Below are 26,667 nucleotides of genomic sequence, written 5' to 3' on the forward strand. Positions count from 1 at the left end.
TTCTCCTAATACCAGGTCCGCAGGCCCACGAGAAAGACGATATCGTCGCCTTCACCGCCTGCGGCTTTGATCATGTCGCGTGTCTCACCGAAGGCGCTTTGCCATTCGACGCCGACATAAGGCGCAAACTCCCTCCTGATTTCATAACGAAGCCGCAAGCCGGCATCGAGTGTGCTAAGTCCCGCGCCCGTTTCCCTTTCCGGTATGTCCTGCGCGGAAAGATTTGCTTCGATCCGAGGCTGCAAGATCAACCGCTGGGTCAGGAGCAACTCATATTCAGCCTCGATGCGGGCCGTTACATCGCCTTTTTCACTGAGAAAGGCGGAAGCGTCGACTTCGAACCAGTAGGGCGCCAGACCATTCAGTGCGACGACCCCATGCGCGAGACTATCCGGTTCGATGTCGTAGCGAACGCCCGCCTGAACATTCCAGAAAGGCGCAACCGCGCGGGAATAGAGCGCCTGGATCTCGGCATCATCCACGCCCTCTCCATTCAGAGAGGCGCGGCCCTCGCTCTTGAACCAGAGCTTGTTGATATCGCCCCCATACCAAGCCTGTCCGTTCCAGTACAAACTGTCGCCCTCGTCAGACATCTGAGCCTCGAGCTGGTTGAAGAGGATGTAGAAGCTCTTCTGGTCTCCGCCTTCCGCAAGAACGTCCCGGCGAGCGTCCGCCATTGCATCCTCGCCGTAGATGGCGTCGGCCTGATCCCAGGGCGGGGTTTGATTTGTGTCTTCCGCGAACGCGCTGCCGGTCGCGTAGAGCGCGAAGCCGAGGAGGAGAGGGGCTGCCAAATTCGGTTTCATCATGATTTTCCCTCCCCATGGTTCATGCCGTGATGGTCCATGGGCATATTCATCTGACCTGCCGGCATTTTTTCAGCTGGTGTCGTATCGTCTGCTGGCGGAATGACGCTGACGACCTGCATCATGCCAGCGTGCATGTGGTAAAGCAGATGGCAGTGGAACGCCCAGTCACCGACATGTTCTGCGGTGATGTCGACGCTGACCCTGTCTGCAGGCTTGACCGTTACTGTGTGCTTTCGAGGCATGTGATGACCACCGCCATTCACGAGATCGAAAAACATGCCGTGCAAATGGATCGGGTGTGGCATCATTGTATCGTTTACGAGCGTCAGGCGAACACGTTCACCTTCGTAGAACTTGATTGACTCGGTTACCTCGGAGAATTTTACACCGTCGAACGACCACATGTAGCGTTCCATGTTCGACGTCAGATGAATGACAATTTCGCGGCCAGGCGGGCGATGGTCCTCATTCATGTCGAGCGCGCGAAGCTGGTTATAGGTGAGCGTGCGGTGGGGGACATCATCAAGCCCGAGACCGGGTTCGCCCAAGCGGCTCATCGTCATGCCTGATACTTTTGCGACACCGGGGCCGCGCTCTATATCTGCTTCAATCTTGACGGGCTGGACCGCCGGACCATGAGGATCGGGCATCATCGACATGGCACCCATGTCGTGGCCTTTCATGTCGTCCCCGGCCGTCGCGGTGTCCGGACCATGATCCATTCTCCCCATGCCTGACATGCCCGCCATGTCTCCATGGGCCATTCCCATGTCCCGCATGGTCAGCATCGGCACAGCTCGAAGCGCAGGCGCATCGACCCGCATACCGGCACGCGGGCCGAGCGTGGCGACGGCCTGGCCGGAGCGGTCGATCGATTCGGCAACAAAGGCGTAGGCGCGCGCTTCGGTCGGCGCGATGATGACATCATACGTCTCGGCCACGCCCATCTGGAACTCGTCGGTCTCAACCGGCTGGACATTCAGACCGTCGGCCTGGACCACCGTCATCGGCAAGCCCGGGAGGCGGACATTGAAGAGGGTCATGGCGGAGGCGTTGATAATGCGCAGGCGAACCCGCTCGCCCGGCTGGAAGACCATATTGAAATTATCGGCCGTCGAATGGCCATTGATCAGGTAGGTGTAGGTTTCGCCGGTCACGTCTGCGAGATCGCGCGGGCTCATTCGCATCTGCCCCCACATGCCGCCAAGTCCGGTTGGGTTCGACAGGGTCGGGCGGTTGAAATTCAGGCTCTCGGCATTCTTCTTGAGCTTGTCGAAGATCCGGTGCGGATGCTTGAAACTCCAGTCGCTGAGGACGAGAACATATTCCCGGTCATAAGCCACTGGGTCTGTACCTGCCGGATCTATGACGATCGGACCGTAATGGCCGAGTTGTTCCTGCAGACCAGAATGGGAGTGATACCAGTAAGTGCCATTTTGCGGCACCTTGAACTGATATTTGAACGTTTCGCCCGGTTTGATGCCCGGGAAGCTGACGCCCGGCACGCCGTCCATATGGAAGGGGACAAGCAGTCCGTGCCAATGGATCGAAGTGTCTTCGGCAAGCCGGTTGGTGACGTTCATTGTAACGTCATCGCCCTCGCGCAACCGCAAGAGCGGACCGGGAAGTGTGCCATTGATTCCGGTTGCCATACCGACTTTGCCGTTGAGCCTGACCGGGAACTGCCCGATTTCGAGGTCAAAGCGCGTGCCCGAAAGTGAGGGCACACCAAGGTTTCCGTTGCTGGAAGATTTTGCCCAAGCGGGCAGGAGGCTGCTTGCCCCCCAGGCTGCGCCGGTGCCGAGCACCGTCTGCAGCATATGTCGTCTGTTCAACATAATCGTCTCCGTGAGGTGAATTTGTGCAATCGGGCTGCTAATGCAGCGACGCACGAAATCAGCTCAGGGAACGCACCTTTAATGTGACTGGCGTTTGTTGCAGCAGGTAACTTCGGACCTCAGGCCAGGGCGTGCGGACATTGACGACGCGCTTCCATGCGTGTTGCCATGAGGGTGTAGCAAGCCCGATGGGCGTCGTATCGCCTAATACGTGCCGGACCGGGTTCGCCGTCTTGTCGGCTTGGGCGACCGTTGCTGTCTGAAGCTTGCAGTGATCAGTCTCATCATCGCAGGGCGCCTCAGGCCCATCGGCGGGCGCCTGGTGAGAATGAGCGGTGAACTCGGTTGCCATGCTGTTCGTCGCCGACATATCGACGGGACACGCGCAGAGCACCTGCGACAGGCTGAAAAATACCGTCACGAGAGTTGCGACAACAAAGTTCATGACTACCACTTATACCCCATAAGGATTTAAATCAAGAAAGAACCTCTGAGCACTCAAGGTTTGTCGTAACGGAGCAGGATCAACCCAGACCCGCGGGTCAGTCCCGAGCGAAAAGTTGCATGGCTACGCTCCAGCGCGAATTTGAACGGCCAGCAAATCATGTTAGCGATGCGAATGTCGCTGATAGGCAGCGTCGAACTTTGACAACACGAAAGGGCTGCACCACAGTTTGCACTACAAATTGCAAACAATCTGCACAACAAGCGAAGTTTCGAGCGCCATAGTGCGTTGAATTAATTTAATTTCAAGCACGATTACCGGGCGCGTCACTCGCGGTTCGGAATCCATTGTCGGCTCTTGGCGAAAGGGCAACCTGGTTTCGCTGCGTACGAGCTTCAATTCATAAATAAATTGGACCCCAGACCCTTTTGTTTAGTACAGATTGTGCCATTCCGGTGATTAAGAGACCTGCTTCCTCATTCTATAAAACATCGTAAAATCAATATCTTGCACCTGTGTCGAGAGTATTTATTGTCTTTGTTGTGCATGACTTTTTAATAAGAAATGTTGCATAATATGGAGCATGACCCCTATATTGTGGGTGATGGAGACAGAACATGACCGCGCTTGCAAAACTAAAAAGGAAATTGCGCCCCGGACAGGTGTACCGGCGCAAGGAGCTTGCGACCTGGTCAAACGCTGTCGATCGACATGTTGGACAGCTGCTTGACGAAGGACGCCTCGAAAAGGTTGGGGCAGGGCTCTATATGGCTCCGAAGAAAACTCGGTTCGGGCAGGCACCCGCCAAGCCGGAGAAGCTGGTTGAGTCATTCCTGGGGGATGACCGGTTTCTTATGGTTTCGCCAAACGCCTATAACAGCCTCGAATTGGGAACGACGCAGCTCTACAATGAGCCGGTAGTTTATAATCGCAAACGGCACGGCCATTTCGAGCTGGATGGCCGACGCTATGACTTCCGCATGCGGACCTCTGTTCCTTCAAACCTCAGCGAAGAATTCCTCCTGGTGGATCTGTTGCACAACCTCGATCGGCTTCCCGAGGAAAAGGCAGCAGTGCTTCCCAAGGCACTTAGGCGTGCGCGACGTATGGACCGCGCGCGACTGTCACGTGCGGTGAAGGATTTCGGATCGGCGCGGGCTGCAAGGCTCCTCAAGCCTGTATTGAACCCTGATCAGGCAACCGCCGCGTGACCCTCCTGCACGCACTGCCTGATTTTGCCGACCTCATCGCTGTTGCTGCGCGAAACAACACTATCGATCCGGGCCTCATCGAAAAAGACTACTGGTTGATGCACTGCCTCTGGGGACTGCAGCAGCTTGACTATAAGTTTGAGCTGAAAGGCGGAACTTCGCTGTCAAAGGGATACGGCCTCATCGACCGTTTTTCGGAAGACATCGACATCCTGATCCACCCAGAGACCGACCTCCAGTATGGCCCAAACCACAACAAGCCTGCGCAGGTAAAGGCGCGTCTCGAATTCTTCAACGGTCTGGCCGAAGCCATCAAAATTCCTGGCATTATCGAAGTGGTCCGCGACGAAGAGTTCGACGACACACGCCACTATCGCGGCGCAGGCATTCGATTGAAGTATGAGTCGGTGAATCCACTGCCAGAAGGGCTGAAGGCAGGCATCCTGCTCGAAGTCGGGTTCGACCAGGTGGCGCCGAACCGGCCATGTACGATTTCGTCCTGGGCTTACGAACTTGCAGTCGAGAGTGGGATTGCAGACCTGACCGACACCCGCGCGGTCGATGTGCCTTGCTATGAGCCGGGCTATACTTTTGTCGAAAAGCTCCAGACCATCTCAACGAAATTCCGAAAGCAGCAGGCGGACGGCGACATGCCTGTCAATTTCATGCGCCACTATTATGACGTGTACTGCCTGCTCGCTGACGCCTCAGTGAAAGAGTTCATCGGAACAGACGCGTACAAGGACCACAAGGCCAAAAGGTTCCGCAAGGCAGATGAACCGGACCTCACCAGGAACGAAGCCTTTCTGTTGAGCGACGCAGAAACGCGAAAGGCGTACGCGGACGCTTATGCGAAGTCACGAGCGCTTTACTACAGGGAGCCTGCACTCTTTGACGATATTCTGGCACGCATCAGCCGGCGCCTGCCGGAACTTTGAATGATCGTTGCTCGCAGGGAAATCTCTAACCCTCTGAAATAAAAGGAATTATCAGCTTACTCTTTTGTTGGGTGCGCCCTCTCGCACCCCCAAGAACATCCCTGTTGAGGCCGCATCGACGGGCGATGTCGTTCCGATCATAGCCGCGTGCCTTGCGGGGCGGCATTTGTGACCTGGAGATCAGGTCATGAGATAGTTCCTGACCCGCATGGCGTCCTCCGGTGCCAATGCGGGAGCCACGCGGAGGCGACAGAAGCCGGAGATCTTGCGGACAAGCAGCCTAGGCTGCGGGAGGTCGGGCATAGTGAGAAGCCATAAGAATCGCAGTGATCATTGACGAAGCCGGGGGTCCTTTCCGATTTCTCACATGTCTGATCTCCTTGCCGAGACGCTGGCGTCATAGCAGCCAAGTGTCTTCATCCTGATTGGCGTCCGCCTACTCGCCGCGGATCGCGCGCACCTGTTTCATGGTCATGAACATGCGCGCGGGATTGCTGGCAAAGGACTGGAAACCGAATGCCTCATACCAGCTCTTCCGGCGCTGGAAGATCGTCTCGCCGCCATCGGCCATGACATCCAGCACGATTGCGAAACAGCCGGCTTGCCCGGCGATCCTGTAGGCCTTCTCGAATACATGATGCATCAGGATCGAACCGATTCCCTGGCCCTGCGCGGTTTCACTGACAGCGACCTGGCCGAGAAACAGGATCGGCAATTCCCCGTGGTCGGGCGCGCCGCGCGGGCGTCTGGCAAGCGCATCGATATTCATCATACCCAGATTGATAGCGTGATAACCGAGGATCGTGGCCTGGCCATCCTCAAGAGCGACATAGACCCGGGTCATGTCGTCCTTCTGCTGCTTTTTTGCGGAAAGTTTCAGATAATTGTCGAGGCGCTCCACGCCACACGAGAATCCGGCGCGGTCATGCCGCGCCGGATCAAAGACTTCGATGCGCAGATCGCCGGTGTCAGTCGGCATGCACGACGCGCCGGCGATAGGCCTTTGCCGCGGCGCGCGCCCGCGGCGTCGGAGCCGGTGGCGTATCGAGCGCGGCGGCAAAGCGCGCGGCATCCTCGGGCGTCAGGACATGACGCGATCCAGCCTCGAGCACACGGGACGCTTCCCGGGCAATGGCGGTGCGAAGAAACACCGACTTGTCGACGCCAAGCGAGGCGGCGGCGCGCGCGATCAGGTCGCCCAGACTGTCCCCGTGGCGGATCTGGGTGGTACGGGTCTGTTTGCCCTCATCGGGATCATTCATCGGCAGGTCAAGCATGGCGGGACTCCTTTTCCGTATAAAGTAGTGCAGTATGCATTACATGTCAAGATCCGCCGACAAACCAACTATTGGCAACATGGCTGCTCCAACAATCGCCCTTCGCCCACGCCACACATGAGCCAGAAAATGACTTTTTACTGGGATACAAAATGGATACAAAATGGGATACATTTTCATGAATAAAGACCCATAACCAATTGATATATAAGGTAATATTGCCTTATTTTGACGCCCGTCACTCGCGCCATTTCACATTTTCCTTTTCCCTCAATAATCGGATATATCGGGCGCAGGTCGCCGACCGGGCGATCCCGTTTATATGATACCGTGAAGCAATGGCTGAGCGGGATATTCATCATGACGAAAATCGCAATCATCGGTGCCGGATTGTCAGGTCTCGTGGTGGCCGAGCGTCTGCACCAGCTTGCCGATGTCGAGACTTTCGAGAAATCCCGCGGCGTTGGCGGGCGCATGGCGACGCGCTATGCCGACCCGTTCCAGTTCGATCATGGCGCCCAGTATTTCACCGTCAGGCGACATCGCTTCCGGGACTTTCTCCAGCTTTATCTGAAAGGCGGCGTCGTCGCCGAATGGCCTTTGCGCATGGCGATGCTCGAGGAGGGGCAGGCGCCTGAACCGATGGACACGGACCATGTCCGCTATGTCGGCGTGCCGAAGATGAATGCTCTCGCCAAGGCGCTGGCGGAAGACAAAACCGTGCATCTGCAGACCCGGGTCGAGGCGGTGGTGCCTAATGGCGATGGCTGGCAGCTGGTCAGCGACGACGGCCGTGACCTCGGACGTTTCGACTGGGTGGTGACGGCGATTCCTTCGCCGCAGGCATCGGCCATCCTGCCTGATGGTTTCGTGCATCAGAACGACATTGCCAGGGTAGAGATGAGCGGGAATTTCACCCTCATGCTCGGCTTCGACACGGACCTGCCAATCGACTGGGACGGTGCAAGGACACGTTATTCATCCATAGGCTGGATCGCCGTGAACTCGGCCAAGCCGGGGAGGGAGGCCGGGACCAGTATCGTCATTCAGTCCACGAATGAATGGGCCGATGAATTTCTTGAAGAGGACAAGGACAAGATCACCGCGCATTTGCGAGAAGAGGCTGAAAAGCTGATGGGCGTGACCTTGCCCCAGCCGGTACACACTGCCATCCATCGCTGGCGTTATGCCGCAGTGCAGACCCCCGTGGGTGAGCCGTTCCTCGCCGACGAAAAACAGCGCCTTGCCGCCTGCGGTGACTGGTGTCTGGAAGGCAAGGTCGAAGGGGGCTTTGAAAGCGGCATGGCGCTCGCCGACTATCTGGAAGAGCGCCTGTAGCGATTATCGGCTGTCTCCCGCAAACGGGGGATGCCTTTTCTTGCGCGCATCGATCATAGTATCCCATCGCGTCGAATGGTCCGACGCCGGCGGGAGACGAGTGTGCGTATCGTAAAGCGTTTTGTGACCGGTCTGGTCGGTCTGTTTGCAAGCCTGACGGCATCGGTCTCAGCCCAGGACCAGCTGTTTGAAGATGAACTTCAGACGCTGCCGGGACCCTTCACGGAGATGGAAGGTACCGTGCCCTATGACGTCTTCCCTTTCCCGGATGTTCCGAGGGGGGAGATATGGATTCCCGAGATGCGCTACGAGCCTCTCAGCACCTTCGTGCCGGATTCCTTCCTGAGCGAATTGCCTGCATCCGCGCGAACGATCTTCGATGAGGGCAGGCGGCTGCGTGATGCCGGTCAGGGACAGACGGCGATCGATTATCTGACGGCAAATATCGATGGTCTGCCGGAAGGGTTTGCCGAGAGCGAAATCTCGTCGATTTATTCCAACGGCTATGGCGGCATTCCTGTGGATCGGGCAGAAGCGATCCTTTGGGCTGAACGGGCAGCGGAGAAGCGCCCGAACTATTACGTGTGGCTCGCGCAACTTGCCGAGACCCAGGAGATGCGATGGCATTACTGGAGCAAGGGGCTGTCGCGCGGTTGCCATGGCTGTGCCTGGCCGCTTTACCATGCACAGGTATATGCAGAGAAGAAAGGTCGTTTCAGTGTCGACAAGATGCTGAGGACCGGCAATGGCGATACGAGTGCAAATGAGTTCAGGGACGTCCTGAGCTGGGATGAACGCATCAAGGTCGCCGCCTTTGCGGTGGAGATCGGTGATCCCAGTGGCCACAGGCTGCTGGCCGATGCAGCCGTCATGGGGCGTGGCTATGACGGTTTCGACTTCAAGGATATCGACGACGCATCGCCATTCGGCGCCGATATCCGACAGACCGCGCGCCAGCTTACAGGGCAGAACATCACCAGCGTCGCGCTGCCCTATGTCGTTACGCAGCGCGTCAGATCAGGACTGATCCCAGACAGTTTCCGCAAGGCCGAAGAGCGGATGATGCAAGGCAAGACTGTCGAGGCGGTGTCGTTGCTGTTAAATCACGAGGCGCACGGACGTTATGCACCGGCGATCATCAATGCGGTAATGGGCAGGACGACAAGGGAGCATGATATCTCGCCCTCCGTCGCCAACAGTTTCGTGCTTTGGTCCCTTGAGTCGGGCGGGCTGTCTGATTTCGACAGCGCTGCGCTGATTTACAAATTTGGGCTGAAAATCCGTGTAAAGAATTCTGATGGGTGGGGAACCACCACGAAGAAGGATGAGCGCGTCGCGGATACGATCCTTGCCTTCGGCAGTACGATGGATGTCATCTCGCCGACAACGTTAAGCTATATAGCCCAGCTGGAAAACCGTATCGGCGCCGGTCAACTGGCCAAGTCAGCTGAAAGCTGCCTTGCCTCTGCCTATTCCCAGTCTTCGCTTTTCGAACAGTTCAGTGTCTGGAAGACCTGCCTTGCAACGGTCTATGCGGCATGGGGCGTTACGGACGAGGTTGATTTCTATCCCGAGCCTTCCGGACTTATCGAGCAATTTCAAAGACTTGAGGATTCGCTGGCCGTCGAAGAGAAAAACCGCCGGCGCCAGGCGGTCTATGACGGCATTCAGGCTCGTCGCGAAAATGCCGATCCGCGTTATTACTCGCAACCGACCTTCGGCAGCAATCTCGAGCTGATGGCGGCGATCGATCGCCAGTACGACTGGGACATGGACATGGCATCGAGAAGTTCAGCCGCTCAGCTCAAGCCGGGCGAGTTCAATACCGTCGCGGCGTACAAGGCGCGACGCTACGAGCAGCAGCAGAGGGTGATGAGGGGGCAGGTTCAGGATTATCGCGAGATGGATCTGACGAGGCCGGACGATGCCGTCTGCGCGCGCTGGTCGATGGTCAACATGCCCCACTGCGCTGCGCCTACGCAATAATAATCGCCTTAGTGATGATGGTGATGGCCGTGGCCATGATGTGGCTCGGTGTTCAGCTTGCCGCACTTGCCGCATTTTACGACGACGCCATGGGCGTCGTGATGGGCGACATTGACTAGCAGCTTGGTCTTGCAGCCGCCGCAGCGATAGGTCTCGTCGCCGCCACCTTCCCTGGCCGGGCTACCGGCTGTGTGCTCGATGATGTCGGCGCCCTGTGCTTGCTCTTCTGAAAGAACGATCATGTTGAACTGTGGCATTCGGTGTCTCCGCATCTGATGGAACCGCACCCTGTCACCAACCGGGCTGTTTGCAAAGATGTTTGGCCGTTTGGCGTCAGTCTTTCATCACATCCATGACGATTTCCAGCGAGTGCTGGCGTGCCGCCGGGTCGTGGATCGACGAGGCTATGATCATTTCGTCGGGTGCTATGTGGTCGATGAAATCGCGCAACTGCTCTCCGACGCGCTGAGGCCCGCCGACAGCGCTGTAGGCGAGCGCCTGTTCGAGGCTGGCACGGATATGCGGCGGCAAGTCCAGCCCGCGGCGCGGGGCGGGCAGGGGGCCGGCCCTGCCGAGGCGCAGATTGGCAAAGGCCTGTTGCAGCGAAGTGAAGAGGAAGTCGGCTTCCTCTTCAGTGTCGGCGGCAATCGCATTGGCGGCCATCATGACCTTCGGCGCTTTCAGATAATGCGAGGGCTGGAAGCTGTCGCGATAGACCCTTACAGCCTGTAGCAAGGCCTGAGGGGCAAAATGCGAGGCGAATGCATAGGGCAGGCCGAAATGGGCAGCCATCTGCGCACCGTACAGGCTGGAACCGAGGATCCAGACAGGCACATCCAGCCCTTCGCCGGGAATGGCGCTGACCTGGCGCGAGGCGTCCGGCGCGGAGAAATAGTCCAGCAATTCACTCACATCCTGCGGGAAGCGGTCCTCACCGCCCTGCATCGTCCGGCGCAGGGCGCGGGCAGTGGCCTGATCCCCGCCTGGCGCGCGGCCAAGGCCGAGGTCGATCCGGCCCGGATAGAGCGTCTCCAGCGTACCGAACTGTTCGGCAATCACGAGTGGTGCGTGGTTTGGCAGCATGATGCCACCGGCACCGACACGGATGGTCGATGTCTTTCCCGCGACATGGCCGATAAGGATGGAAGTCGCGGCGCTGGCGATGCCGCTGATATTGTGGTGCTCGGCAAGCCAGTAGCGGTGATAGCCCAGCCGCTCGGCGGCTTGTGCCAGCGCGACGGTGTTTTCGAAGGATTGAGCAATCGTGCCGCCCTCGGTGATGGGGGCAAGATCGAGGACGGAGAGGGGGATCAAGGCTGTAGCCTTCCTGTGTTACTGGACAGGCCTCACAGGTAAGGGGTCGCTGGCAGATGTCCAGTGATGGATAGGAGCACGTCCAACGCCGGTGCTATAAGGTGCAGTCACGAAGATAATGTTATAATGCTATTGGCCAGCATTCGACGGAATGCTCAAACCCTGTCATGACAAAAGCGGAGAACAGCATGACTGATGACAACTCGATGCGTTGGCGGCAGGGCGGGTGCCATTGCGGCGCCGTGCGGTTCGAGGTGGCATTGCCAGAGCGGATCGAGATCGAGGACTGCAACTGTTCGATCTGCGCGATGGTACGCAATACTCACGTTATCGTCCCGGCAAGCCGGTTCCGGTGGCTGCAGGGCGCAGACAGGCTGACGACCTATACCTTCAACACCCACAAGGCGCAGCACACATTCTGTTCTGTCTGTGGGGTAAAGAGCTTCTACACGCCGCGCTCGAATCCCGACGGGTTCGCGGTGACATGGGCTTGTCTCGACGACCCGCAGGATTTCGAAGAGGTGATCGTTAACCACTTCGATGGCGTCAACTGGGAGAAGAACGCAGCGGCTCTCGCGCATAAATCAGCTGACTGACGTTCAGGCTGGTTTCAGGCCGGGGTTTTCGTCTCTGCCTTTTTCTTCACGATGGCGGCTACGCGCGTCTCCGTCGCGACGGCCGCCTTGGCAGCCTCTGACTGATACATCTCCCGCTCGAATTCCGTATCTTCAACAACCGGTTCGAGCGACTTGTCCGTGTAGGGAAGGCGCTTGTCGTTCTTTTTCATCTCTGCCTTGATCTGCATATAGGCGGGAATGATCGACAGGTACGAAGCGACCCAGCGGGCGAGCTTCAGCGGTCCGCCGATATATTCGCGGGTAAAGAAGACGAGCGGGTTTTCGCGTGGCAGGCCGGGGCGCCTGTCCGTCCAGAAGCGGCGACGGATCAGGCCGGTCTCCAGCGGATGCACCCGCTCGATATTCCAGGCGCACCAGAAATAGTTGACTAGGAAGCCGGTCTTGCCCGGCGAGATGCCGTGTGCGGCGTTGCGTTTGATGACACGCAGGCGGTGCTCACGCGAGTAATACATCTTCCAGACGTCACGATAGGTCTGCTCCCATTCCTCATCCGACATCTTCGGGTGATGGGTGACGCGGTGATCAAGATCGTATTTGTTGAGGTCAGGGTCCATCCACGTTCCCGCCGCCTGCAGTTTCTTGTGGTCTTCAGACCCGGGCAGGGGGGTGAGGTAGAAAAACTCCAGGATATCGACCGGCAGCTCTTCCATGATCAGTTTCACCTCGGACAGGATGCGCTCTCGTGTATCGGTCGGGAAGCCGGTGATGTAACCGCAGTAATTCGTCACGCCGTGTTTTTTCCATTCCAGCAGCATGGTGCGATAATCGGTGATCTTGTTCTGGCGTTTCTTTGCGCCGACTAGGTTTTCCGGGTTGATGTTCTCCAGCCCGATGAAGACACGGCGCACGCCGGCGCGGGCGGCCTTCTCGATGAAGCGCGGGATCTTGTGGCAGCTGGTATCGACTTGGATGATACAGCGGAAGGGCACCATCTCGACTTCGCGCAGGTGGATCAGCCGGTCGAAGATGTCTTCCCAGTTGGTGTTGCGGGCAAAATTGTCGTCGGTGATGAAGAACCGGCAGATACCCTGTTCGACGTTCTTGCGGATGATGGCTTCCACGTCGTCCGGGGAGCGATAGCGTGACTTGCGGCCCTGCACATTGATGATGGTGCAGAAAGAGCACTGGAACGGGCAGCCGCGTCCGGCATCGAAGCTGGTATTGGCACCGAAGGTGCGCTTGACGACCGGTTCCGGCAGGATGGGGGAGGCAGAGCCGGTCATGTCCGGCAGGGCGTTCATGAAGTTATAGGTGTCCTGCAAGGTGCCGTTGAGCGCATCCTCGATTACGCCTTCCAGGCGGCCTTCCTCGGCCTCGCCTGCAAAGAGGAAGCAGCCCATATCCAGCGCTTCCTGCACACCCGGGGCGATCTGGTCGAGCATGGCGAGCGTGCCGGAAACATGGAAGCCGCCAATCCCGACCTTGATTCCGGCTTCGCGCAGGGGGCGGGCAATGTCGAGGGCGCGGGGGAACTGGTTCGACTGGACGCCGACGAGCATCACCATGCCATCGTCGTGACGCTTGATATCCTCGGCGATTTTCGAGGGTTTGATGCGGGTATTGGTCTCGTCACAGGCCTCGATGCTGACTTCAGTCGTGCCAAAGCGGCCAGCCGCTGCGGCGGCGGAGGCGATACCATAGACGCAGGCAAGGGAATTCGCCGGGATCGGCGATCTCACCCACGAGATGACATAGCCAAGATCGTCATAATGGGACGGCTTCACCAAGATCAGGCGGAAAGTGCGTTTTGCAGTATCAGTCATGATATATCCCCCTCGGCCTGAGTTATCGCAAAATTGCGACGACCGGTAAAGCGGCGGTGAGGGCTCGATAAGCCCGCTCCTTTTTGCCGCAACAGGGCCGCAAACATTTGACCGGTCCACCGGCAACGCGTAAATGCTCATGAAATCTAGTGACTCGAACGACAGGAATGACCCGTGGCCGGATCCGACTTTCTCCTGGAATATCTGCCTATTCTCATCTTCATGGGCCTCGCCGCCATTATCGGCATCGCCTTTCTGGTGCTGCCGACCCTTCTGGCGCCGTCGAACCCCGATCAGGAAAAGGTTTCGACCTATGAATGCGGTTTCGAGGCGTTTGACGATGCCCGCATGAAATTCGACGTTCAGTTCTATATTGTCGCGATCCTGTTCATCATCGTCGATCTGGACGTGGCCTTCCTGTTCCCGTGGGCGGTGGCGCTGTTCAACCCGGAACTGGGTATGGACCGCGACTTCCAGATATTTGCCTTCTGGTCGATGTTCGTGTTCCTCGCCGTGTTCTTCATCGGCTTTGCGTATGAGTGGAAAAAAGGAGCGCTCGAATGGCGGTAGACAACAAGAACGCTAATCAGAGCAGCATCATCCAGCCGGCCTATGGCCAGGCTGCGCGGGTCAGCGGCGAGGGTTATCAACCCACCGACAAGGACCCGTTTTTCACGCAACTGTCAGACGAGCTTGCCGACCGTGGCTTCTTCACGACGTCTTCTGACGCGGTGATCAACTGGGCGCGCACCGGCTCGCTGATGTGGATGACTTTCGGCCTTGCGTGTTGTGCCGTTGAAATGATGCAGGCCTCTATGCCGCGCTATGACATGGAGCGGTTCGGCATGGCGCCGCGTGCCTCACCGCGCCAGTCCGACCTGATGATTGTCGCCGGCACGCTGACCAACAAGATGGCACCGGCCCTGCGCAAGGTTTACGACCAGATGCCGGAGCCGCGATACGTGGTCTCCATGGGTTCCTGCGCCAATGGCGGTGGCTATTATCACTACAGCTATTCCGTCGTGCGTGGCTGCGACCGCATCGTGCCGGTCGATGTCTATGTGCCGGGCTGCCCGCCGACCGCCGAAGCGCTGATCTATGGCCTTCTGCAGCTGCAGAAGAAGATCCGCCGCGAGGGTTCGATCGTCAGGTAACCAGCCATGAGCCTTGCCGTCCTCTATCAATGGAAGGTGGATCCAGACCGGATCGCCGATTTCCGCCTGGCATGGCGCGAGCTGACCAAGGGGTTCATTGAGGAATGCGGTGGCCTCGGTTCACGGCTTCACCATACGAAAGACGGCTGGTGGGCGGCCTATGCCCGCTGGCCTGACGAGGAGACGAGGGACAAGGCCCGGCTTTCCGAAGCGTATGTCGATGCAAGCAATGTGATGAAGGATGTCGTTCTGGAGCGCCGCCCGGAAATTACCATGATCGTGACCGACGATCTGCTGACTGAACGTCACGGAGTAGAGTAATGGTTTTCAAGGTCTTCAAGAAATTTACCGCGCTGTCAGTCTTGACCGGTGCTTTGTTCGCCTTTGCGCCCGCTATGGCGCAGGACATCTCTCGCAAGACGGAGCGCGAGATCGCCGAGGCGATGGAGCTGTCTGAGGAGGGCAATCGCGCCGGTGCAGTGGAACGCATCAATGACAGGCTGGATGATCGCGGGCTGAATGATACCGACCGTGCCGCCTTGCTGCTGGCGCGGGCGAAAACTCATGCTGCGGGCGAGGGTGGTGACCTTGCTGCCGCCGAGGCAGACCTGCAAGCAGCCCTGGCCTTGCCCGGTGTGCCCGGCTGGCAACGCGATGAAGTCGTGCAGGCGCTGGCAGAGCTGTATGTGTTTCAGGGACGCCCGGAACAAGCGCTTTCAGTCCTGCGCGACCATGACAGCCTTTACGGCTCCTCCGACACGATCCAGCAGATGATCCACGAGCTGGAAATCGATACCGGCGTAAAAATCCCGACGGACCTGCCGGACCGCCCGATAAAGCCGGTCTCGACCCGCGCGCCGAGTTTCCCCGCCGGGTGTGCCCGCGGCGCGCCAGAATACAAGGTGTCGGTGGTGTTCGACGTTTCCGTCACAGGCGACCCGGTCAATATCCGCATTCTCGATTCGACCGATCCGTGCCTCGCGCCGGCGGCCATGACAACCGTCTCGTCATGGCGTTTTGACCCGGCGGTGCAAAGCGGCTATTTCGTCATCACGCGGGACGTTCCCGTAACCGTTACCTTCACGGCAGGCTAGGCATTCATGACCAAAGAAGAGCTGATAGAACTGAAAGAGCATCTGGAAGCCCAGCTGGGCGACGCGCTGATGGGCGCCGAAATCTCCTTTGGCGAGCTGACGGTGACGACCAGTACGTCGACGATTCTGCAGGTGCTGAAATTCCTGCGCGATGACCAGCTGTGCCAGTTCCTGCAGCTTATCGACCTGTGCGGCGTCGATTATCCGGAACGCACCAAGCGGTTCGATGTCGTCTATCACCTGCTCAGCCTGCATGCGAACCAGCGCATCCGCGTCAAGGTCGCCGTTGGCGAGGACCAGACAATCCCGACTTCCATCGACGTATTTCCGTGTGCCAACTGGTTCGAGCGCGAGGCGTTCGACATGTATGGCATCCAGTTTGAGGGTCACCCGGACATGCGCCGCCTGCTGACGGATTATGGCTTCGAGGGCTATCCGCTGCGCAAGGACTTCCCGCTGACCGGCCATTACGAAGTGCGCTATGACGACGAGCAGTCGCGCGTCGTCTACGAGCCGGTGCAACTGACCCAGGAATACCGCAATTTCGATTATCTCTCCCCGTGGGAAGGCGCCGAGTACGTCATTCCCGGCGATGAAAAGGCTGAATAGTCATGGCAGATGGCACCAAAGTCGTAACCGTTGAAGACTCCGCCTCCGACAAGGCCGGCGAGCGCAACTTCACCATCAACTTCGGCCCGCAGCACCCGGCCGCACACGGTGTTCTGCGCCTTGTGCTGGAGCTGGATGGCGAGGTCGTGGAACGGGTCGATCCGCATATCGGCCTGCTGCATCGTGGCACGGAAAAGCTGATCGAGTACAAGACCTACCTGCAGGCGATCCCGTATTTCGACCGGCTGGATTATGTCGCGCCGATGAACCAGGAGCATGCCTTCTGCCTCGCGGCGGAGCGGCTTCTCGGTATCGAGGTGCCGCGCCGGGGCAAGATCATCCGCGTTATCTATTCCGAAATCGGCCGTCTTCTGTCGCACCTTCTGAACGTGACCACGCAGGCGATGGATGTCGGCGCGCTGACGCCGCCGCTGTGGGGTTTCGAGGAGCGCGAGAAGCTGATGGTGTTCTATGAGCGCGCCTCAGGCAGCCGTATGCACGCGGCCTATTTCCGCGTCGGCGGTGTGCATCAGGACCTGCCGCAAAAGCTGGTCGACGATATCGACGCTTGGTGCGACCATTTCCCGAAAGTGCTCGACGAGATCGAACAGCTGATCACCGACAACCGCATCTTCAAGCAGCGCAATGTCGATATCGGCGTCGTAACCAAGGAAGAAGCGTTCGACTGGGGCTTCTCCGGCGTCATGCTGCGCGGCTCGGGCGTGCCATGGGACCTGCGCAAGTCGCAACCCTACGAGATTTATGACGAGCTGGAATTCGACATCCCGCTCGGCAAGAATGGCGATTGCTATGACCGCTATCTGTGCCGCGTCGAGGAGATGCTGCAATCGGTCAAGATCATCAAGCAGTGCATCAAGCTCTTGGAGCCGGGCCCGGTCATGAGCGAGGACGGCAAGATCGCGCCGCCGCGCCGTGGCGAGATGAAAGGCTCGATGGAAGCGCTGATCCACCACTTCAAGCTGTATACGGAAGGCCCGCACGTGCCCGCCGGCGAGGTCTATGCCTGTGTCGAGGCGCCAAAGGGCGAGTTTGGCGTCTATCTCGTCTCCGACGGCACCAACAAGCCGTATCGCTGCAAGATCCGCGCGCCGGGCTATGCCCACCTTCAGGCCATGGACTGGATGAACCGTGGCCACATGCTGGCCGACGTTTCGGCGATCATCGGTACACTGGATATCGTCTTCGGCGAAATCGACCGCTAGGCCTGTGGAACAGCTGACGCCAGAGATGATGCTGCTGGCGCAGGGCGTCACCGCTGTGCTGTGGGCGCTTATAGTCTTTGCCCTGTCCTTCGTATGGTTCCGGCCTGAACACCGCGGCGGCAAGCCGTGGCTGACCCATCTTGGCGCGCTTATCTTCGGTTTCCTTTTCGGCGGCTTCATCGGCCTTGTCATGGTGCCGCTGGGCCAAGCCGTGACCGAAGGGCGCATCGAGATGTACTCCGCTGATTACCTCAAATGGTATCTGCCGGCGCTGGTCGTCCTGATCCTGATGCTGCGGACCGATGTGACCGCGCGGCTGCCGCTGCTGGGTGCGCCGATCCGCGCTTATCGCTCGGCTCTCCTGCGCCGCCAGATTGCGCAGGCCGAAAAACGCCTGGCAAAGATGGAAGCGATGCGGGCAGGGCGCACAGAGCCTGCCTCGACTGAAATAGCATAATAGGGTGCGGCCCAAAGGCTTCTTCCGCAGGGTTTCCATCTTCTCAAAATATGCTAGAGCCTGTCGCTGAACAATCTGGGCTTGCTTGCCCGCGACCATAAGCGAAAGAGACGATCCATGGCATCTCGTAAACCTGCGACCAACCAGCCGGCTTCCTTCCAGTGGAGTGAGGAGAACGCGAAATGGTGCGAAACGCAGGTCGCCAAGTTCCCCGACGGGCGTCAGGCCTCCGCCGTAATCCCCATGCTGTGGCGTGCCCAGAAGCAGGAAGGGTGGATCTCGATCCCGGCGATGGAGACGATCGCGAAACAGCTGGATATGCCCTATATCCGAGTTTACGAGGTCGCGACCTTCTACACCATGTTCAACCTGGCGCCGGTCGGCGAGTTCTTCGTCCAGCTCTGCGGCACGACGCCCTGCATGCTGCGCGGTGCCGAAGAGCTGAAAGAGGTTTGCCGCGAGAAGATCGGTCCGGAAATGGCGATCAACGGCAAGCTGTCCTGGCTCGAGGTCGAGTGCCTCGGTGCCTGCTGCAATGCCCCGATGGCGCAGATCAACGACTATTATTACGAGGACCTGACGCCGGAGAATTTCGGTGCCATCCTCGACAAGCTGCAGGCCGGTGAGCATGTCGAGCCGGGCACACAGAACCCGAACCGTCATACCTCCGATCCGGAAGGCGAGAACACGACGCTGACGGATGAAAGTCTCTATGATGGATCGATGGCCAGGCCCATCGACAAGCTGCCGAATTCAGAGCCGGCCAAGACAGAGTAGAACCTGTCACGTACACGGTGAATCGAGGCGATTTATCTCTTTCTTCGAGAGTGCTGATCTTATTACTAAAGATTTAGTCGCAAATTCAGGCCAATGGTGATGCTATCCCTCAAAATAAACGAGGGAATTAGTAGATGTCCAAGGTCAAAGTCTCCGCATCAGTTTTCGCCATGCTTGCCGCCCTGACTGTGGGCTGCGCATTCGCGCAAGAAGAATCAGCAAGGGAGGGCTCTCCACTCGCCTACACTGAAGACGGCAGGCAGGTTTTTCTGCCCGGCTATTTCGAGCGCTTCGGCCCGCAGACAGCAACTGACATGCTGCGTAATGTGCCGGGTTTCCAGATCCGCGAGGGTGATGACCGCCGGGGCTTCGGCCAGGGCGGTTTTAATGTGCTGATCAATGGCGCCCGTGTCTCCGGCAAATCGACCAATCCAGTATCGATCCTGAGCCAGACGTCTGCCGAAGCTGTTGTCCGTATCGAGATCGTCGACGGCGCAACGCTGGGCATTTCCGGCCTTTCCGGGCAAGTCGCCAATGTTGTGCTCAATCAGGAAAAGACGACCGGCAACTGGGAATACAATCCGCAATTCCGCAAGGGTCTTACGTCGCGCCTGTTGAGCGGGTCGGTATCGGTCAGTGGCAAACGCAATAATGTAACGTATACGGTTGGCCTTGAAAACAATTCCCGTCGCAATGGGGCGTGGGGCGACGAGTTCGTCACCAATGCTGCCGGGGAAAGGCTGGAGCGGCGCTACGAAGAGATCGAGCCAAAGGGCGAACAACCGGAGCTGACGGTCACGCTCGGTCACAAGAGTGAAGCTGGAAATGAGGCCAACTTCAACATGAAGCTTGGCGTGTTCGATTTCGAGAACTCGATCTTCTCCGAATACTATCCGTTGATGCCCATGGACCCGTTGGAATTGCGCCGGTTCAATGAAGCGGAAGATGAATGGAATTCCGAATTCGGTGCGGATTACGCGTTCGATTTCCTCGGCGGCAGGCTGAAGCTGATCGGCTTCAACTATCGTGAGAACAGTGATTACTGGCAGACCGTCGTCAGCCATGAAGGCGATAATTACCTCGGCGGCGACCGCTATGAACAGGAAACCTATGAGGGGGAATCGATCCTGCGCGGTGAGCAGAGCTGGGATTATGGCGAGGGCCGGTCGTTCGAACTGGCCGGCGAGGTCGCCTATAACTTCGTCGATAATGAAGCAGCGCTATACACGCTCGCCGAGGATGGCAGCCAGACCGAAATCGACTTCGATGGCGCCGACAGCAAGGTAGAGGAGCGCCGCGGCGAGGTCTCGGCGACCTATAATTTCCCGCTCGGCGAAAAGCTGGCCCTGCAAAGCTCATTGGCTATCGAATATTCCGAGCTCGAACAATCGGGCGAGTTTGCCAACAAGCGCTCCTTTACACGGCCCAAGGGGTTCGTTTCAGCGACATACAAACTGAGCGAGAAAACCGAGCTGCGCGGGCGTGTCGAACGAGAGGTCGGTCAGCTGGACTTCTTCGCGTTCACCAGTTCGATAAACCTTGAGTCAGAAAATGGGCAGGAGGGGAATACCGACCTGGTCCCCCAGCAATCATGGATATATGAAGCCGCTATCGAGCGGACCTTCGATGACGAGAGCAAGATTACGCTGAGCATCGTCCACGAAGAAATCGAGGACATTGTCCAGCAGATTCCGATCGGCGATGGCGACGGCCCGGGCAACGTGCCTTCTGCGACTTCGACGCGCCTGCAACTGAATGGCACACAGATGTTGACCAATTACGGCATCAAGGGCGGCGAGATTACCTATGACTTCCGTCTTCGTGACTCGGAGATTGCAGACCCGTTCACGGGTGATATCAGACGGCTGAACGAGCAGACCAAATGGTTCTACCGGATCGAATACCGTCACGACATTCCCGATACTGATTATGCCTATGGCGCATCGATCGAGGATTTCAAGCTGTCGCCGGTCTATCGCCGCTCCCAGATCAGCCAGTTCAGCCAGTCAAAGCCCACGATAGAAATCTATGCCGAACACAAGGACTTCTTCGGCGCAACGGCCCAAGTCTATGTCTTCAACATCCTGAATTACACCGAAGACTTTACCCGCGATCTCTACGCAGGCTCGCGGGCCGATTCGACGTTCGTGGTGCGAGAAGCGCGCGAATGGGCCTTCAATCCGATTGTCGGGGTAAACCTGTCCGGCACGTTCTGACGCCATTATGTTTCCAAGCGAGGCGAGTTCGGATAGCCTCGACGAAAATGGAGAACGGGATGGAAATGATGAAAAGAGCCTTTGGGTTTGGCGTAGTTCTGGCAATTGCAGCACTGGCATATGCCATGCCTGTCATGGCGCAGGAGGGAACTGGCAAGCGCATTGCCCTGACCTATGACGATGCGCCCATGGGGGATCGTCATATGAGTGGCGAGGAACGTGCAGCCATGCTCACCGCCGGGCTGGCTGAGGCCGGTGTCGAGCAGGCGGCATTCTTCGTGACGACACGGGGCATCAATTCGCCAGTGAGGCTTGCCCGCATTCAGAACTATGCCGCAGCCGGGCACGTCATCGCCAATCACAGCCATACCCATCCCTGGCTGCGGGAGGTGACGCCGAATGAATATCTCGCCGATATCGATACCGCGGAGATGATGCTCGCCGTGTTCGAGAACCGGCGCCCATGGTTCCGTTTCCCGTTCCTGAACGAGGCGCCGGACCTTGAAAAGCGTAATGCCGTGCGAGAAGGGCTGGCCGAGCGCGGACTGAAGAACGGCTATGTCACGGTCGACACTTATGACTGGTATCTCGACAGCCTGTATCAGAAGGCTCGCAAGGAGGGCGAGGCGGTCTGCGAGGCCAATCTTGGCCGTCTTTATACGGACATGATTGTCGATGCGGCGAATTTCTACGATGAGGCATCGCGGGAGTATCTGGGCCGCCCCGTCGCCCATACGCTGCTGCTGCACGAGAACGATATCGCGGCGATGTTTATTACCGATCTGGTCGCAGCGCTTGAGGCCGATGGCTGGGAGATCGTCACGGCCGACGCGGCCTATGCCGACCCGATCTTTGAAGTCGAGCCGGACACCCGGTTTCTGGGTATGGGCAGGGTAGCCGCGCTGGCGAGCCTCGCCGGCAAGCCGGGACCGGAATTCTCGTTTCTTGCTGTGGAGGAGGAGGCCATCGATGAGGCGTTGTATGAGAGTTATGGAATTCTGGGTGTAGAAAATGGGGAGTGTGGAACGGGTCGCCGCGAATAGTATTTTTATTGTTAATCGCGCCAATGTGTTTCAAGATTGACCTTACTGGTCAATATGACAGCGAGGAGACAACCATTGTTAGAAAAGCTTGATGATCCAAAATTTATCAGGGTCAGCGAACCTAGTGCAGATGTCGTCCATGCAATGGAAAATCTCCTTCAGCCCCAAAACGATCTTCATATAGCAGAAGTTGGAGTAGGTATTGGTGCCACGACACTGGCATTGCTGAAATGGATGGATCACAAGGGGAAGCTTGATATTTTCGATTTTCATGCCAGCGTAAATGATCTGGCCGGAGATCTGGAAAAAATGGGGTTTTCGAATTTCCGCAAATTCGGAAACACCCGTCGCACTTATGATGGATATGCTTGGAACCTGGCCTTGTTGGCAGCTGAAGCGCTCAAAAACGGATCCGACGGAATATATGATTTCGTTTATCTCGACGGCGCTCATGCCTATTGGCAGGATGCACCAGCAGCCTGTGCCCTCAAGGTTCTTGTGAAGCCATCGGGCTATATTCTGTTTGATGATTATGACTGGACATTTGCAGGATCACCTTCGATGAACGCAAAGGTCATGCCGCATCAGGTCAATCACTATACTGATGAGCAGATGGAAACCAAGCAGGTTCGTCTGGTGTGTGAAATCTTTTTCGATCCAGATCCGAATTGGGAAGAAGTTACTCTCCCGGAATCACCCCATATCCGAAAACTATATCGTCGAAAGGCCTGAGCCAGACGCCGACTGCATTTCGTCTTCGCCTTTCTCGTGACTGCCGCTATTCTGACCGGACAGGAGAGCCTTATGGTCACGCGCCCGCCATCGACAGAAGAGATCGAAGCCTATGCGGCGACGTTCAGGAATTTCCCCAGGCCGACTTCCGCGCAGCTGCTGGGTTTCGAGCCGGTGGAAATCGATGTGCCGGGCCAGCGTATGGTCATCGATTTCGTCGCCACCGACCGCATGCTGAACCCGGCCGGAAAAGTGCAGGGCGGTATCCTGACGGCAATGATGGACGACACGATGGGGCCTCTCGCGCACATCATGAGCGGTGGCAAGATGATGCCATCGACGACCGACATCCACACCCAGTTCTTCCGCCCCTGCGATGTCGGGGCCTATCGCTGCGAGGCGCGGGTGACCCGGATGGGCCGTACCCTGTGCTATACCAGCGCCGACCTGTTCAATGGCCGGGGCCAGAAGGTCGCCAGTGCCATCCAGACGGCCATGATGCTGCCCTTCGCCCCGAATGGCGGCAAATAGGCCGCGCAAACTGACGCGGGACGCCGCTTTACCGTTGATCTGACGGCAAAATCTGGCCTATGAGAGCCTGACCTATACGCATTCAGACACGGGACGCCCCATGCTTCAGGACAAGGACCGCATCTTCACTAATCTCTACGGCCTGCAGGATTACCGCCTGGAAGCCGCTAAAAAGCGTGGTGCCTGGAACGGTACGAGAGAGATGATCGAGATGGGGCCTGAATGGATCATCCAGCAGGTCAAGGACTCCGGCTTGCGCGGGCGCGGCGGTGCCGGCTTCCCGACCGGCCTGAAATGGTCGTTCATGCCCAAGGAAGTGCGCGACCGCCCGCATTACCTCGTCGTCAACGCAGACGAATCCGAGCCCGGCACCTGCAAGGACCGGGAGATCATGCGCCATGACCCGCATCTGTTCATAGAGGGCTGCCTGATCGCCTCCTTCGCGATGAAGGCCCATGCCTGTTATATCTATATCCGCGGGGAATACATCTTCGAGCGCGAGCAATTGCAGCGCGCTATCGACGAAGCCTATGAGGCCAAGCTGATCGGCAAGGACAACATTCACGGCTGGCCGTTCGACCTGTATCTGGCCCATGGCGCTGGCGCCTATATCTGCGGTGAGGAAACCGCGCTGCTGGAAAGCCTCGAGGGCAAGAAGGGCCAACCGCGCCTGAAACCGCCATTCCCGGCGGGTGCCGGCCTCTATGGCTGCCCGACTACGGTGAACAACGTCGAATCGATCGCCGTTGCGCCCACGATCCTGCGCCGCGGGGCAGGGTGGTTCAAAAGTTTCGGCAGAGACAACAATGCCGGCACCAAGCTGTTCTGCATCTCCGGCCATGTGAACAAGCCGTGCAATGTCGAAGAAGAGATGTCGATCCCGCTGAAGACGCTCCTGGAGCGCCATTGCGGCGGCGTGCGCGGCGGCTGGGACAACCTCAAGGCCGTCATCCCCGGCGGCTCTTCGGTGCGCTGCCTGCCGAAGGATATCTGCGACGACGTGCTGATGGATTTCGATGCCCTGCGCGAGCACAAATCCGGCCTCGGCACCGCCGCTGTCATCGTCATGGACAAGTCGACCGACATGGTCCGCGCCATCGCCCGCATCGCCTATTTCTACAAGCATGAGAGCTGCGGCCAGTGCACGCCGTGCCGCGAGGGCACCGGCTGGATGTGGCGCGTGCTGACCCGCATGGCCGAGGGCGATGCGGAGATGTGGGAAATCGACAAGCTGCTGGATGTTGCCGGCCAGATCGAGGGACACACCATCTGCGCCCTCGGCGATGCCGCCGCCTGGCCGATCCAGGGCTTGATCCAGCACTTCCGCCACGAGATCGAGGAAAAGATCACCAATTACCGCACGGGCAAGCCGCACGTACAGGTGGCGGCAGCGGAGTGATTACGTGGGCTCCGTAGGCTCCCTTTTTCTGGATGCTCGGACGTTGGCCATCATCGTTTTCGTGCTGTTCGGTGGATGGTTCATAACAACTGCAAGCGTTTTCACTTCGGTATCATATCTGTTCATGAAAGGCAGGCGATTATTCGGCCTTCGGATGCTATTGCTCAGTATACTGCCGCCAATAGTTTATGTTCTGGCAATGACCGCACTTGCGCAATTCTTTCACATTGACACAACTGAGCCACTTGAATGGTTGATGCTTGGTATATTCGCATCATGTATTCTGGCTGGTCCGATAGTCTGGATCGGCTATTTTGTCCGTTTGTCAGTAAGCAGGACCTGAACTTGAATTGCATCTTGTGAATATTCCGCCTCTCGAATTCAGGATGAGAAAATTTCCATGGACCACGCTTTAACCGATCTCCTCTTCAAGGACGCCGTGACCTGGTCGCTGTTCTTCTGGCTTCTCAACTGGGGTTGGGCGGTGACGGCAATCTCCACCGGCGTTGCGATCTGGTATACCCGAAAACCGCATGTCGGCTGGGGCCGGGGCTGGCAGTTCATCGCATGGAGCCTGCTGCCGATCTTCGGCTGGTTTCTCTTTGCCGTGCTCGGCGCGCTCTATTTCGAGCAGGGCGCAACACCGCTCGGCCAATGGCTGCTTATCTCGCTATTCATACTGTGCGTCTTTTCCGGGCTGTTCTATTCTGCGGCCTATTTCACCCTGCGTCGTTTCGGCGGCAAGGGCGCTATTAACTAGAAAAGTAGTATTTACTCTCCCGATTGTGCCGTTACACTGCGATCGAGGAGAGAAATATGACCGGAAAGTTTGCCAAGGCCATCCCGCTTTTTGCGGCACAGGATATTGGCGCAGCGATGCGCTGGTACGAGGAGCGGCTAGGCTTCACCCAGCGCTTTGAATATCCCGATTATGGCATCATCTCCCGCGACGACATCATCCTGAACTTCTGGCTGTGCAAGGACAGGCATATTGCCGAGAACACATCGGCCTACTTTAATGTCGAGAACATCGACGATCTTTATGCTGAATTTCGAGAACGCTCAGCGGAAACGCGGATGACCGAGCCGAAGGACTTCGACTATGGCATGCGCGAGTTTCATATCTGGGATCTCGACGGCAATCTGCTGCGCCTCGGACAGCCATTGCCTGAATAGCCGAACCCCGCCGCCTGGAACGCAGGGGCGGGGCAGCTTACCGTTGGCTATGCGGGGGAGAGAGACTAGCCAGCCGGCAGCAATACAGTGTCGACGACGTGGATGACGCCATTGGACTGTTTTACATCGGCGATGGTCACCGTGGCGACGTTACCGTTTTCGTCCGTGATCGTCACATTGTCGCCATCGAGCGCGGCGGTCAGGACGCAGGAGCCGAGGGTTTCGATCTCTGCGCTGCCATAGCCTTCCTCGATCATGCCGATAACTGCGTCAGCCATGACCTTGCCGTCGACGACATGGCAGGTGAGCACGCCTTGTAGCGTTTCGAGGTTCTCATCCATCAGCAGCGTCTCGACTGTGCCTTCCGGCAGCTTGGCGAAAGCGTCATCGGTCGGTGCGAAGACGGTGAATGGGCCTTCACCGGACAGGGTCTCGCCAAGACCTGCCTCGGTGACGGCAGTGACCAGCGTTTCGTGATCGGCCGAGTTCACGGCGTTTTCGACGATGGTCTTGCTGGCATACATTTCAGCGCCGCCAACCATCGGGTTGTCGCTCATTTTCTTTTCGCCATGATGGTCGGCATAAGCTGCCGTTGCGAGGGCCGCGGTGGAAATGCTTACGGCAGCGAGAGTGGACAGACGTTTGAACATGGGTAGTCTCCTTCCGTTGTTGCGATCACTTACCTAGGCAGGAACGGAC

Annotated in this window: 29 protein-coding genes; 20 read left to right on the forward strand and 9 right to left on the reverse strand. The window is 58.0% G+C overall.

Annotation, left to right across the window (positions count from 1 at the left end):
* Nucleotides 1-5 precede the first annotated feature (5 nt).
* From FF098_RS04915 to FF098_RS04925, 3 genes are read right to left on the reverse strand one after another with little or no spacing between them, the layout of a single operon-like run.
* Complete coding sequence (locus FF098_RS04915; protein ID WP_034813580.1) at nucleotides 6-809, reverse strand: copper resistance protein B; 804 nt, start codon at nucleotides 807-809, stop codon at nucleotides 6-8.
* Nucleotides 806-2,647: a copper resistance system multicopper oxidase gene (locus FF098_RS04920; protein WP_155139408.1), complete on the reverse strand. Its 1,842-nt coding sequence runs from the start codon at nucleotides 2,645-2,647 to the stop codon at nucleotides 806-808. The genes FF098_RS04915 and FF098_RS04920 overlap by 4 nt, the downstream gene beginning before the upstream one ends.
* 58 nt (nucleotides 2,648-2,705) lie before the next feature.
* Complete coding sequence (locus FF098_RS04925) at nucleotides 2,706-3,092, reverse strand: hypothetical protein (RefSeq protein WP_155138033.1); 387 nt, start codon at nucleotides 3,090-3,092, stop codon at nucleotides 2,706-2,708.
* 617 nt (nucleotides 3,093-3,709) lie between these two features.
* Between FF098_RS04925 and FF098_RS04930 the strand changes: the two genes are divergently transcribed.
* Together FF098_RS04930 and FF098_RS04935 are read left to right on the forward strand one after the other, a co-directional pair.
* Nucleotides 3,710-4,303: a hypothetical protein gene (locus FF098_RS04930; RefSeq protein WP_084394437.1), complete on the forward strand. Its 594-nt coding sequence runs from the start codon at nucleotides 3,710-3,712 to the stop codon at nucleotides 4,301-4,303.
* Entirely contained in the window at nucleotides 4,300-5,241 is a 942-nt protein-coding gene (locus tag FF098_RS04935; RefSeq protein ID WP_013301472.1) for a nucleotidyl transferase AbiEii/AbiGii toxin family protein, read from the forward strand. Before FF098_RS04930 ends, FF098_RS04935 begins: the two co-directional genes overlap by 4 nt.
* A 436-nt stretch (nucleotides 5,242-5,677) precedes the next feature.
* On the opposite strand, the gene FF098_RS04940 is transcribed toward FF098_RS04935, so the two are convergent.
* Nucleotides 5,678-6,220 carry a GNAT family N-acetyltransferase gene (locus FF098_RS04940; RefSeq protein WP_155138035.1) on the reverse strand — a complete coding sequence of 181 codons (543 nt, stop codon included), beginning with the start codon at nucleotides 6,218-6,220 and terminating at the stop codon, nucleotides 5,678-5,680.
* Nucleotides 6,210-6,518 (reverse strand): type II toxin-antitoxin system TacA family antitoxin, encoded by a 309-nt coding sequence (locus FF098_RS04945; protein ID WP_155138037.1) that lies wholly within the window; start codon nucleotides 6,516-6,518, stop codon nucleotides 6,210-6,212. Before FF098_RS04945 ends, FF098_RS04940 begins: the two co-directional genes overlap by 11 nt.
* 360 nt (nucleotides 6,519-6,878) lie before the next feature.
* Here FF098_RS04945 and FF098_RS04950 point away from each other — a divergent pair, with 360 nt between their 5' ends.
* Entirely contained in the window at nucleotides 6,879-7,856 is a 978-nt protein-coding gene (locus tag FF098_RS04950) for an NAD(P)/FAD-dependent oxidoreductase (RefSeq protein ID WP_155138039.1), read from the forward strand.
* 102 nt (nucleotides 7,857-7,958) lie between these two features.
* Nucleotides 7,959-9,842: a hypothetical protein gene (locus FF098_RS04955; RefSeq protein WP_155138041.1), complete on the forward strand. Its 1,884-nt coding sequence runs from the start codon at nucleotides 7,959-7,961 to the stop codon at nucleotides 9,840-9,842.
* 8 nt (nucleotides 9,843-9,850) lie between these two features.
* Here the strand turns inward: FF098_RS04955 and FF098_RS04960 are convergent, their stop codons facing one another.
* Both FF098_RS04960 and FF098_RS04965 read right to left on the reverse strand, forming a co-directional pair.
* On the reverse strand, nucleotides 9,851-10,099 hold the full coding sequence (locus tag FF098_RS04960; RefSeq protein WP_155138043.1) for an MJ0042-type zinc finger domain-containing protein: 249 nt from the start codon (nucleotides 10,097-10,099) through the stop codon (nucleotides 9,851-9,853).
* A gap of 76 nt (nucleotides 10,100-10,175) precedes the next feature.
* On the reverse strand, nucleotides 10,176-11,156 hold the full coding sequence (locus FF098_RS04965) for an LLM class flavin-dependent oxidoreductase (protein ID WP_155138045.1): 981 nt from the start codon (nucleotides 11,154-11,156) through the stop codon (nucleotides 10,176-10,178).
* Nucleotides 11,157-11,344: 188 nt separating this feature from the next.
* Between FF098_RS04965 and FF098_RS04970 the strand changes: the two genes are divergently transcribed.
* Entirely contained in the window at nucleotides 11,345-11,752 is a 408-nt protein-coding gene (locus tag FF098_RS04970) for a GFA family protein (RefSeq protein ID WP_205967391.1), read from the forward strand.
* Between the two features lie 14 nt (nucleotides 11,753-11,766).
* Here FF098_RS04970 and FF098_RS04975 read toward each other — a convergent pair whose 3' ends face one another.
* Nucleotides 11,767-13,557, reverse strand: a complete 1,791-nt coding sequence (locus tag FF098_RS04975; RefSeq protein ID WP_155138047.1) for a B12-binding domain-containing radical SAM protein — start codon at nucleotides 13,555-13,557, stop codon at nucleotides 11,767-11,769.
* 222 nt (nucleotides 13,558-13,779) lie between these two features.
* Between FF098_RS04975 and ndhC the strand changes: the two genes are divergently transcribed.
* From ndhC to FF098_RS05050, 15 genes are all read left to right on the forward strand, one after another.
* A complete protein-coding gene (gene ndhC / locus FF098_RS04980) occupies nucleotides 13,780-14,127 on the forward strand; it encodes an NADH-quinone oxidoreductase subunit A (RefSeq protein ID WP_155139412.1) in 348 nt (115 codons plus the stop codon).
* The gene (locus FF098_RS04985; RefSeq protein WP_155138049.1) at nucleotides 14,118-14,711 is read left to right on the forward strand and encodes a NuoB/complex I 20 kDa subunit family protein; all 594 of its coding nucleotides are present in this window, start codon (nucleotides 14,118-14,120) and stop codon (nucleotides 14,709-14,711) included. The genes ndhC and FF098_RS04985 overlap by 10 nt, the downstream gene beginning before the upstream one ends.
* A 6-nt stretch (nucleotides 14,712-14,717) precedes the next feature.
* Nucleotides 14,718-15,032 (forward strand): antibiotic biosynthesis monooxygenase, encoded by a 315-nt coding sequence (locus FF098_RS04990; RefSeq protein ID WP_155138051.1) that lies wholly within the window; start codon nucleotides 14,718-14,720, stop codon nucleotides 15,030-15,032.
* The gene (locus FF098_RS04995) at nucleotides 15,032-15,805 is read left to right on the forward strand and encodes an energy transducer TonB (RefSeq protein ID WP_155138053.1); all 774 of its coding nucleotides are present in this window, start codon (nucleotides 15,032-15,034) and stop codon (nucleotides 15,803-15,805) included. The genes FF098_RS04990 and FF098_RS04995 overlap by 1 nt, the downstream gene beginning before the upstream one ends.
* Before the next feature lie 6 nt (nucleotides 15,806-15,811).
* Nucleotides 15,812-16,414: an NADH-quinone oxidoreductase subunit C gene (locus FF098_RS05000; protein ID WP_155138054.1), complete on the forward strand. Its 603-nt coding sequence runs from the start codon at nucleotides 15,812-15,814 to the stop codon at nucleotides 16,412-16,414.
* A gap of 2 nt (nucleotides 16,415-16,416) precedes the next feature.
* On the forward strand, nucleotides 16,417-17,637 hold the full coding sequence (locus tag FF098_RS05005; RefSeq protein ID WP_155138055.1) for an NADH-quinone oxidoreductase subunit D: 1,221 nt from the start codon (nucleotides 16,417-16,419) through the stop codon (nucleotides 17,635-17,637).
* A 25-nt stretch (nucleotides 17,638-17,662) separates the two neighbouring features.
* Entirely contained in the window at nucleotides 17,663-18,094 is a 432-nt protein-coding gene (locus FF098_RS05010) for a hypothetical protein (RefSeq protein WP_155138057.1), read from the forward strand.
* Between the two features lie 117 nt (nucleotides 18,095-18,211).
* Nucleotides 18,212-18,871: an NADH-quinone oxidoreductase subunit NuoE gene (gene nuoE, locus FF098_RS05015; RefSeq protein WP_155138060.1), complete on the forward strand. Its 660-nt coding sequence runs from the start codon at nucleotides 18,212-18,214 to the stop codon at nucleotides 18,869-18,871.
* A gap of 134 nt (nucleotides 18,872-19,005) precedes the next feature.
* On the forward strand, nucleotides 19,006-21,087 hold the full coding sequence (locus FF098_RS05020; protein WP_155138062.1) for a TonB-dependent receptor plug domain-containing protein: 2,082 nt from the start codon (nucleotides 19,006-19,008) through the stop codon (nucleotides 21,085-21,087).
* Nucleotides 21,088-21,146: 59 nt separating this feature from the next.
* Complete coding sequence (locus tag FF098_RS05025; protein WP_166426336.1) at nucleotides 21,147-22,130, forward strand: polysaccharide deacetylase family protein; 984 nt, start codon at nucleotides 21,147-21,149, stop codon at nucleotides 22,128-22,130.
* A gap of 75 nt (nucleotides 22,131-22,205) precedes the next feature.
* Nucleotides 22,206-22,862, forward strand: a complete 657-nt coding sequence (locus FF098_RS05030) for a class I SAM-dependent methyltransferase (protein ID WP_166426337.1) — start codon at nucleotides 22,206-22,208, stop codon at nucleotides 22,860-22,862.
* Between the two features lie 72 nt (nucleotides 22,863-22,934).
* Entirely contained in the window at nucleotides 22,935-23,393 is a 459-nt protein-coding gene (locus tag FF098_RS05035; RefSeq protein WP_155138068.1) for a PaaI family thioesterase, read from the forward strand.
* A 100-nt stretch (nucleotides 23,394-23,493) separates the two neighbouring features.
* Nucleotides 23,494-24,792: an NADH-quinone oxidoreductase subunit NuoF gene (nuoF, locus tag FF098_RS05040; protein WP_155138070.1), complete on the forward strand. Its 1,299-nt coding sequence runs from the start codon at nucleotides 23,494-23,496 to the stop codon at nucleotides 24,790-24,792.
* 400 nt (nucleotides 24,793-25,192) lie between these two features.
* Entirely contained in the window at nucleotides 25,193-25,552 is a 360-nt protein-coding gene (locus tag FF098_RS05045; RefSeq protein ID WP_155138072.1) for a hypothetical protein, read from the forward strand.
* A gap of 56 nt (nucleotides 25,553-25,608) precedes the next feature.
* Nucleotides 25,609-25,968: a bleomycin resistance protein gene (locus FF098_RS05050; RefSeq protein ID WP_155138074.1), complete on the forward strand. Its 360-nt coding sequence runs from the start codon at nucleotides 25,609-25,611 to the stop codon at nucleotides 25,966-25,968.
* Nucleotides 25,969-26,033: 65 nt separating this feature from the next.
* Here the strand turns inward: FF098_RS05050 and FF098_RS05055 are convergent, their stop codons facing one another.
* The gene (locus FF098_RS05055; RefSeq protein ID WP_155138076.1) at nucleotides 26,034-26,618 is read right to left on the reverse strand and encodes a fasciclin domain-containing protein; all 585 of its coding nucleotides are present in this window, start codon (nucleotides 26,616-26,618) and stop codon (nucleotides 26,034-26,036) included.
* Nucleotides 26,619-26,667: the final 49 nt, after the last annotated feature.

The sequence above is a fragment of the Aquisalinus luteolus genome, from assembly GCF_009712425.2.
Lineage (GTDB): Bacteria > Pseudomonadota > Alphaproteobacteria > Caulobacterales > Parvularculaceae > Aquisalinus > Aquisalinus luteolus.

Coding starts and splice junctions, on each gene's coding strand:
- FF098_RS04915 (WP_034813580.1), bottom strand. CDS start 809: ATGATGAAACCGAATTTGGCAGCCCCTCTCCTCCTCGGCTTCGCGCTC.
- FF098_RS04920 (WP_155139408.1), bottom strand. CDS start 2,647: ATGTTGAACAGACGACATATGCTGCAGACGGTGCTCGGCACCGGCGCA.
- FF098_RS04925 (WP_155138033.1), bottom strand. CDS start 3,092: ATGAACTTTGTTGTCGCAACTCTCGTGACGGTATTTTTCAGCCTGTCG.
- FF098_RS04930 (WP_084394437.1), top strand. CDS start 3,710: ATGACCGCGCTTGCAAAACTAAAAAGGAAATTGCGCCCCGGACAGGTG.
- FF098_RS04940 (WP_155138035.1), bottom strand. CDS start 6,220: ATGCCGACTGACACCGGCGATCTGCGCATCGAAGTCTTTGATCCGGCG.
- FF098_RS04945 (WP_155138037.1), bottom strand. CDS start 6,518: ATGCTTGACCTGCCGATGAATGATCCCGATGAGGGCAAACAGACCCGT.
- FF098_RS04950 (WP_155138039.1), top strand. CDS start 6,879: ATGACGAAAATCGCAATCATCGGTGCCGGATTGTCAGGTCTCGTGGTG.
- FF098_RS04960 (WP_155138043.1), bottom strand. CDS start 10,099: ATGCCACAGTTCAACATGATCGTTCTTTCAGAAGAGCAAGCACAGGGC.
- FF098_RS04970 (WP_205967391.1), top strand. CDS start 11,345: ATGACTGATGACAACTCGATGCGTTGGCGGCAGGGCGGGTGCCATTGC.
- FF098_RS04975 (WP_155138047.1), bottom strand. CDS start 13,557: ATGACTGATACTGCAAAACGCACTTTCCGCCTGATCTTGGTGAAGCCG.
- ndhC (WP_155139412.1), top strand. CDS start 13,780: ATGGGCCTCGCCGCCATTATCGGCATCGCCTTTCTGGTGCTGCCGACC.
- FF098_RS04985 (WP_155138049.1), top strand. CDS start 14,118: ATGGCGGTAGACAACAAGAACGCTAATCAGAGCAGCATCATCCAGCCG.
- FF098_RS04990 (WP_155138051.1), top strand. CDS start 14,718: ATGAGCCTTGCCGTCCTCTATCAATGGAAGGTGGATCCAGACCGGATC.
- FF098_RS04995 (WP_155138053.1), top strand. CDS start 15,032: ATGGTTTTCAAGGTCTTCAAGAAATTTACCGCGCTGTCAGTCTTGACC.
- FF098_RS05000 (WP_155138054.1), top strand. CDS start 15,812: ATGACCAAAGAAGAGCTGATAGAACTGAAAGAGCATCTGGAAGCCCAG.
- FF098_RS05005 (WP_155138055.1), top strand. CDS start 16,417: ATGGCAGATGGCACCAAAGTCGTAACCGTTGAAGACTCCGCCTCCGAC.
- FF098_RS05010 (WP_155138057.1), top strand. CDS start 17,663: ATGATGCTGCTGGCGCAGGGCGTCACCGCTGTGCTGTGGGCGCTTATA.
- nuoE (WP_155138060.1), top strand. CDS start 18,212: ATGGCATCTCGTAAACCTGCGACCAACCAGCCGGCTTCCTTCCAGTGG.
- FF098_RS05020 (WP_155138062.1), top strand. CDS start 19,006: ATGTCCAAGGTCAAAGTCTCCGCATCAGTTTTCGCCATGCTTGCCGCC.
- FF098_RS05025 (WP_166426336.1), top strand. CDS start 21,147: ATGGAAATGATGAAAAGAGCCTTTGGGTTTGGCGTAGTTCTGGCAATT.
- FF098_RS05035 (WP_155138068.1), top strand. CDS start 22,935: ATGGTCACGCGCCCGCCATCGACAGAAGAGATCGAAGCCTATGCGGCG.
- nuoF (WP_155138070.1), top strand. CDS start 23,494: ATGCTTCAGGACAAGGACCGCATCTTCACTAATCTCTACGGCCTGCAG.
- FF098_RS05045 (WP_155138072.1), top strand. CDS start 25,193: ATGGACCACGCTTTAACCGATCTCCTCTTCAAGGACGCCGTGACCTGG.
- FF098_RS05050 (WP_155138074.1), top strand. CDS start 25,609: ATGACCGGAAAGTTTGCCAAGGCCATCCCGCTTTTTGCGGCACAGGAT.
- FF098_RS05055 (WP_155138076.1), bottom strand. CDS start 26,618: ATGTTCAAACGTCTGTCCACTCTCGCTGCCGTAAGCATTTCCACCGCG.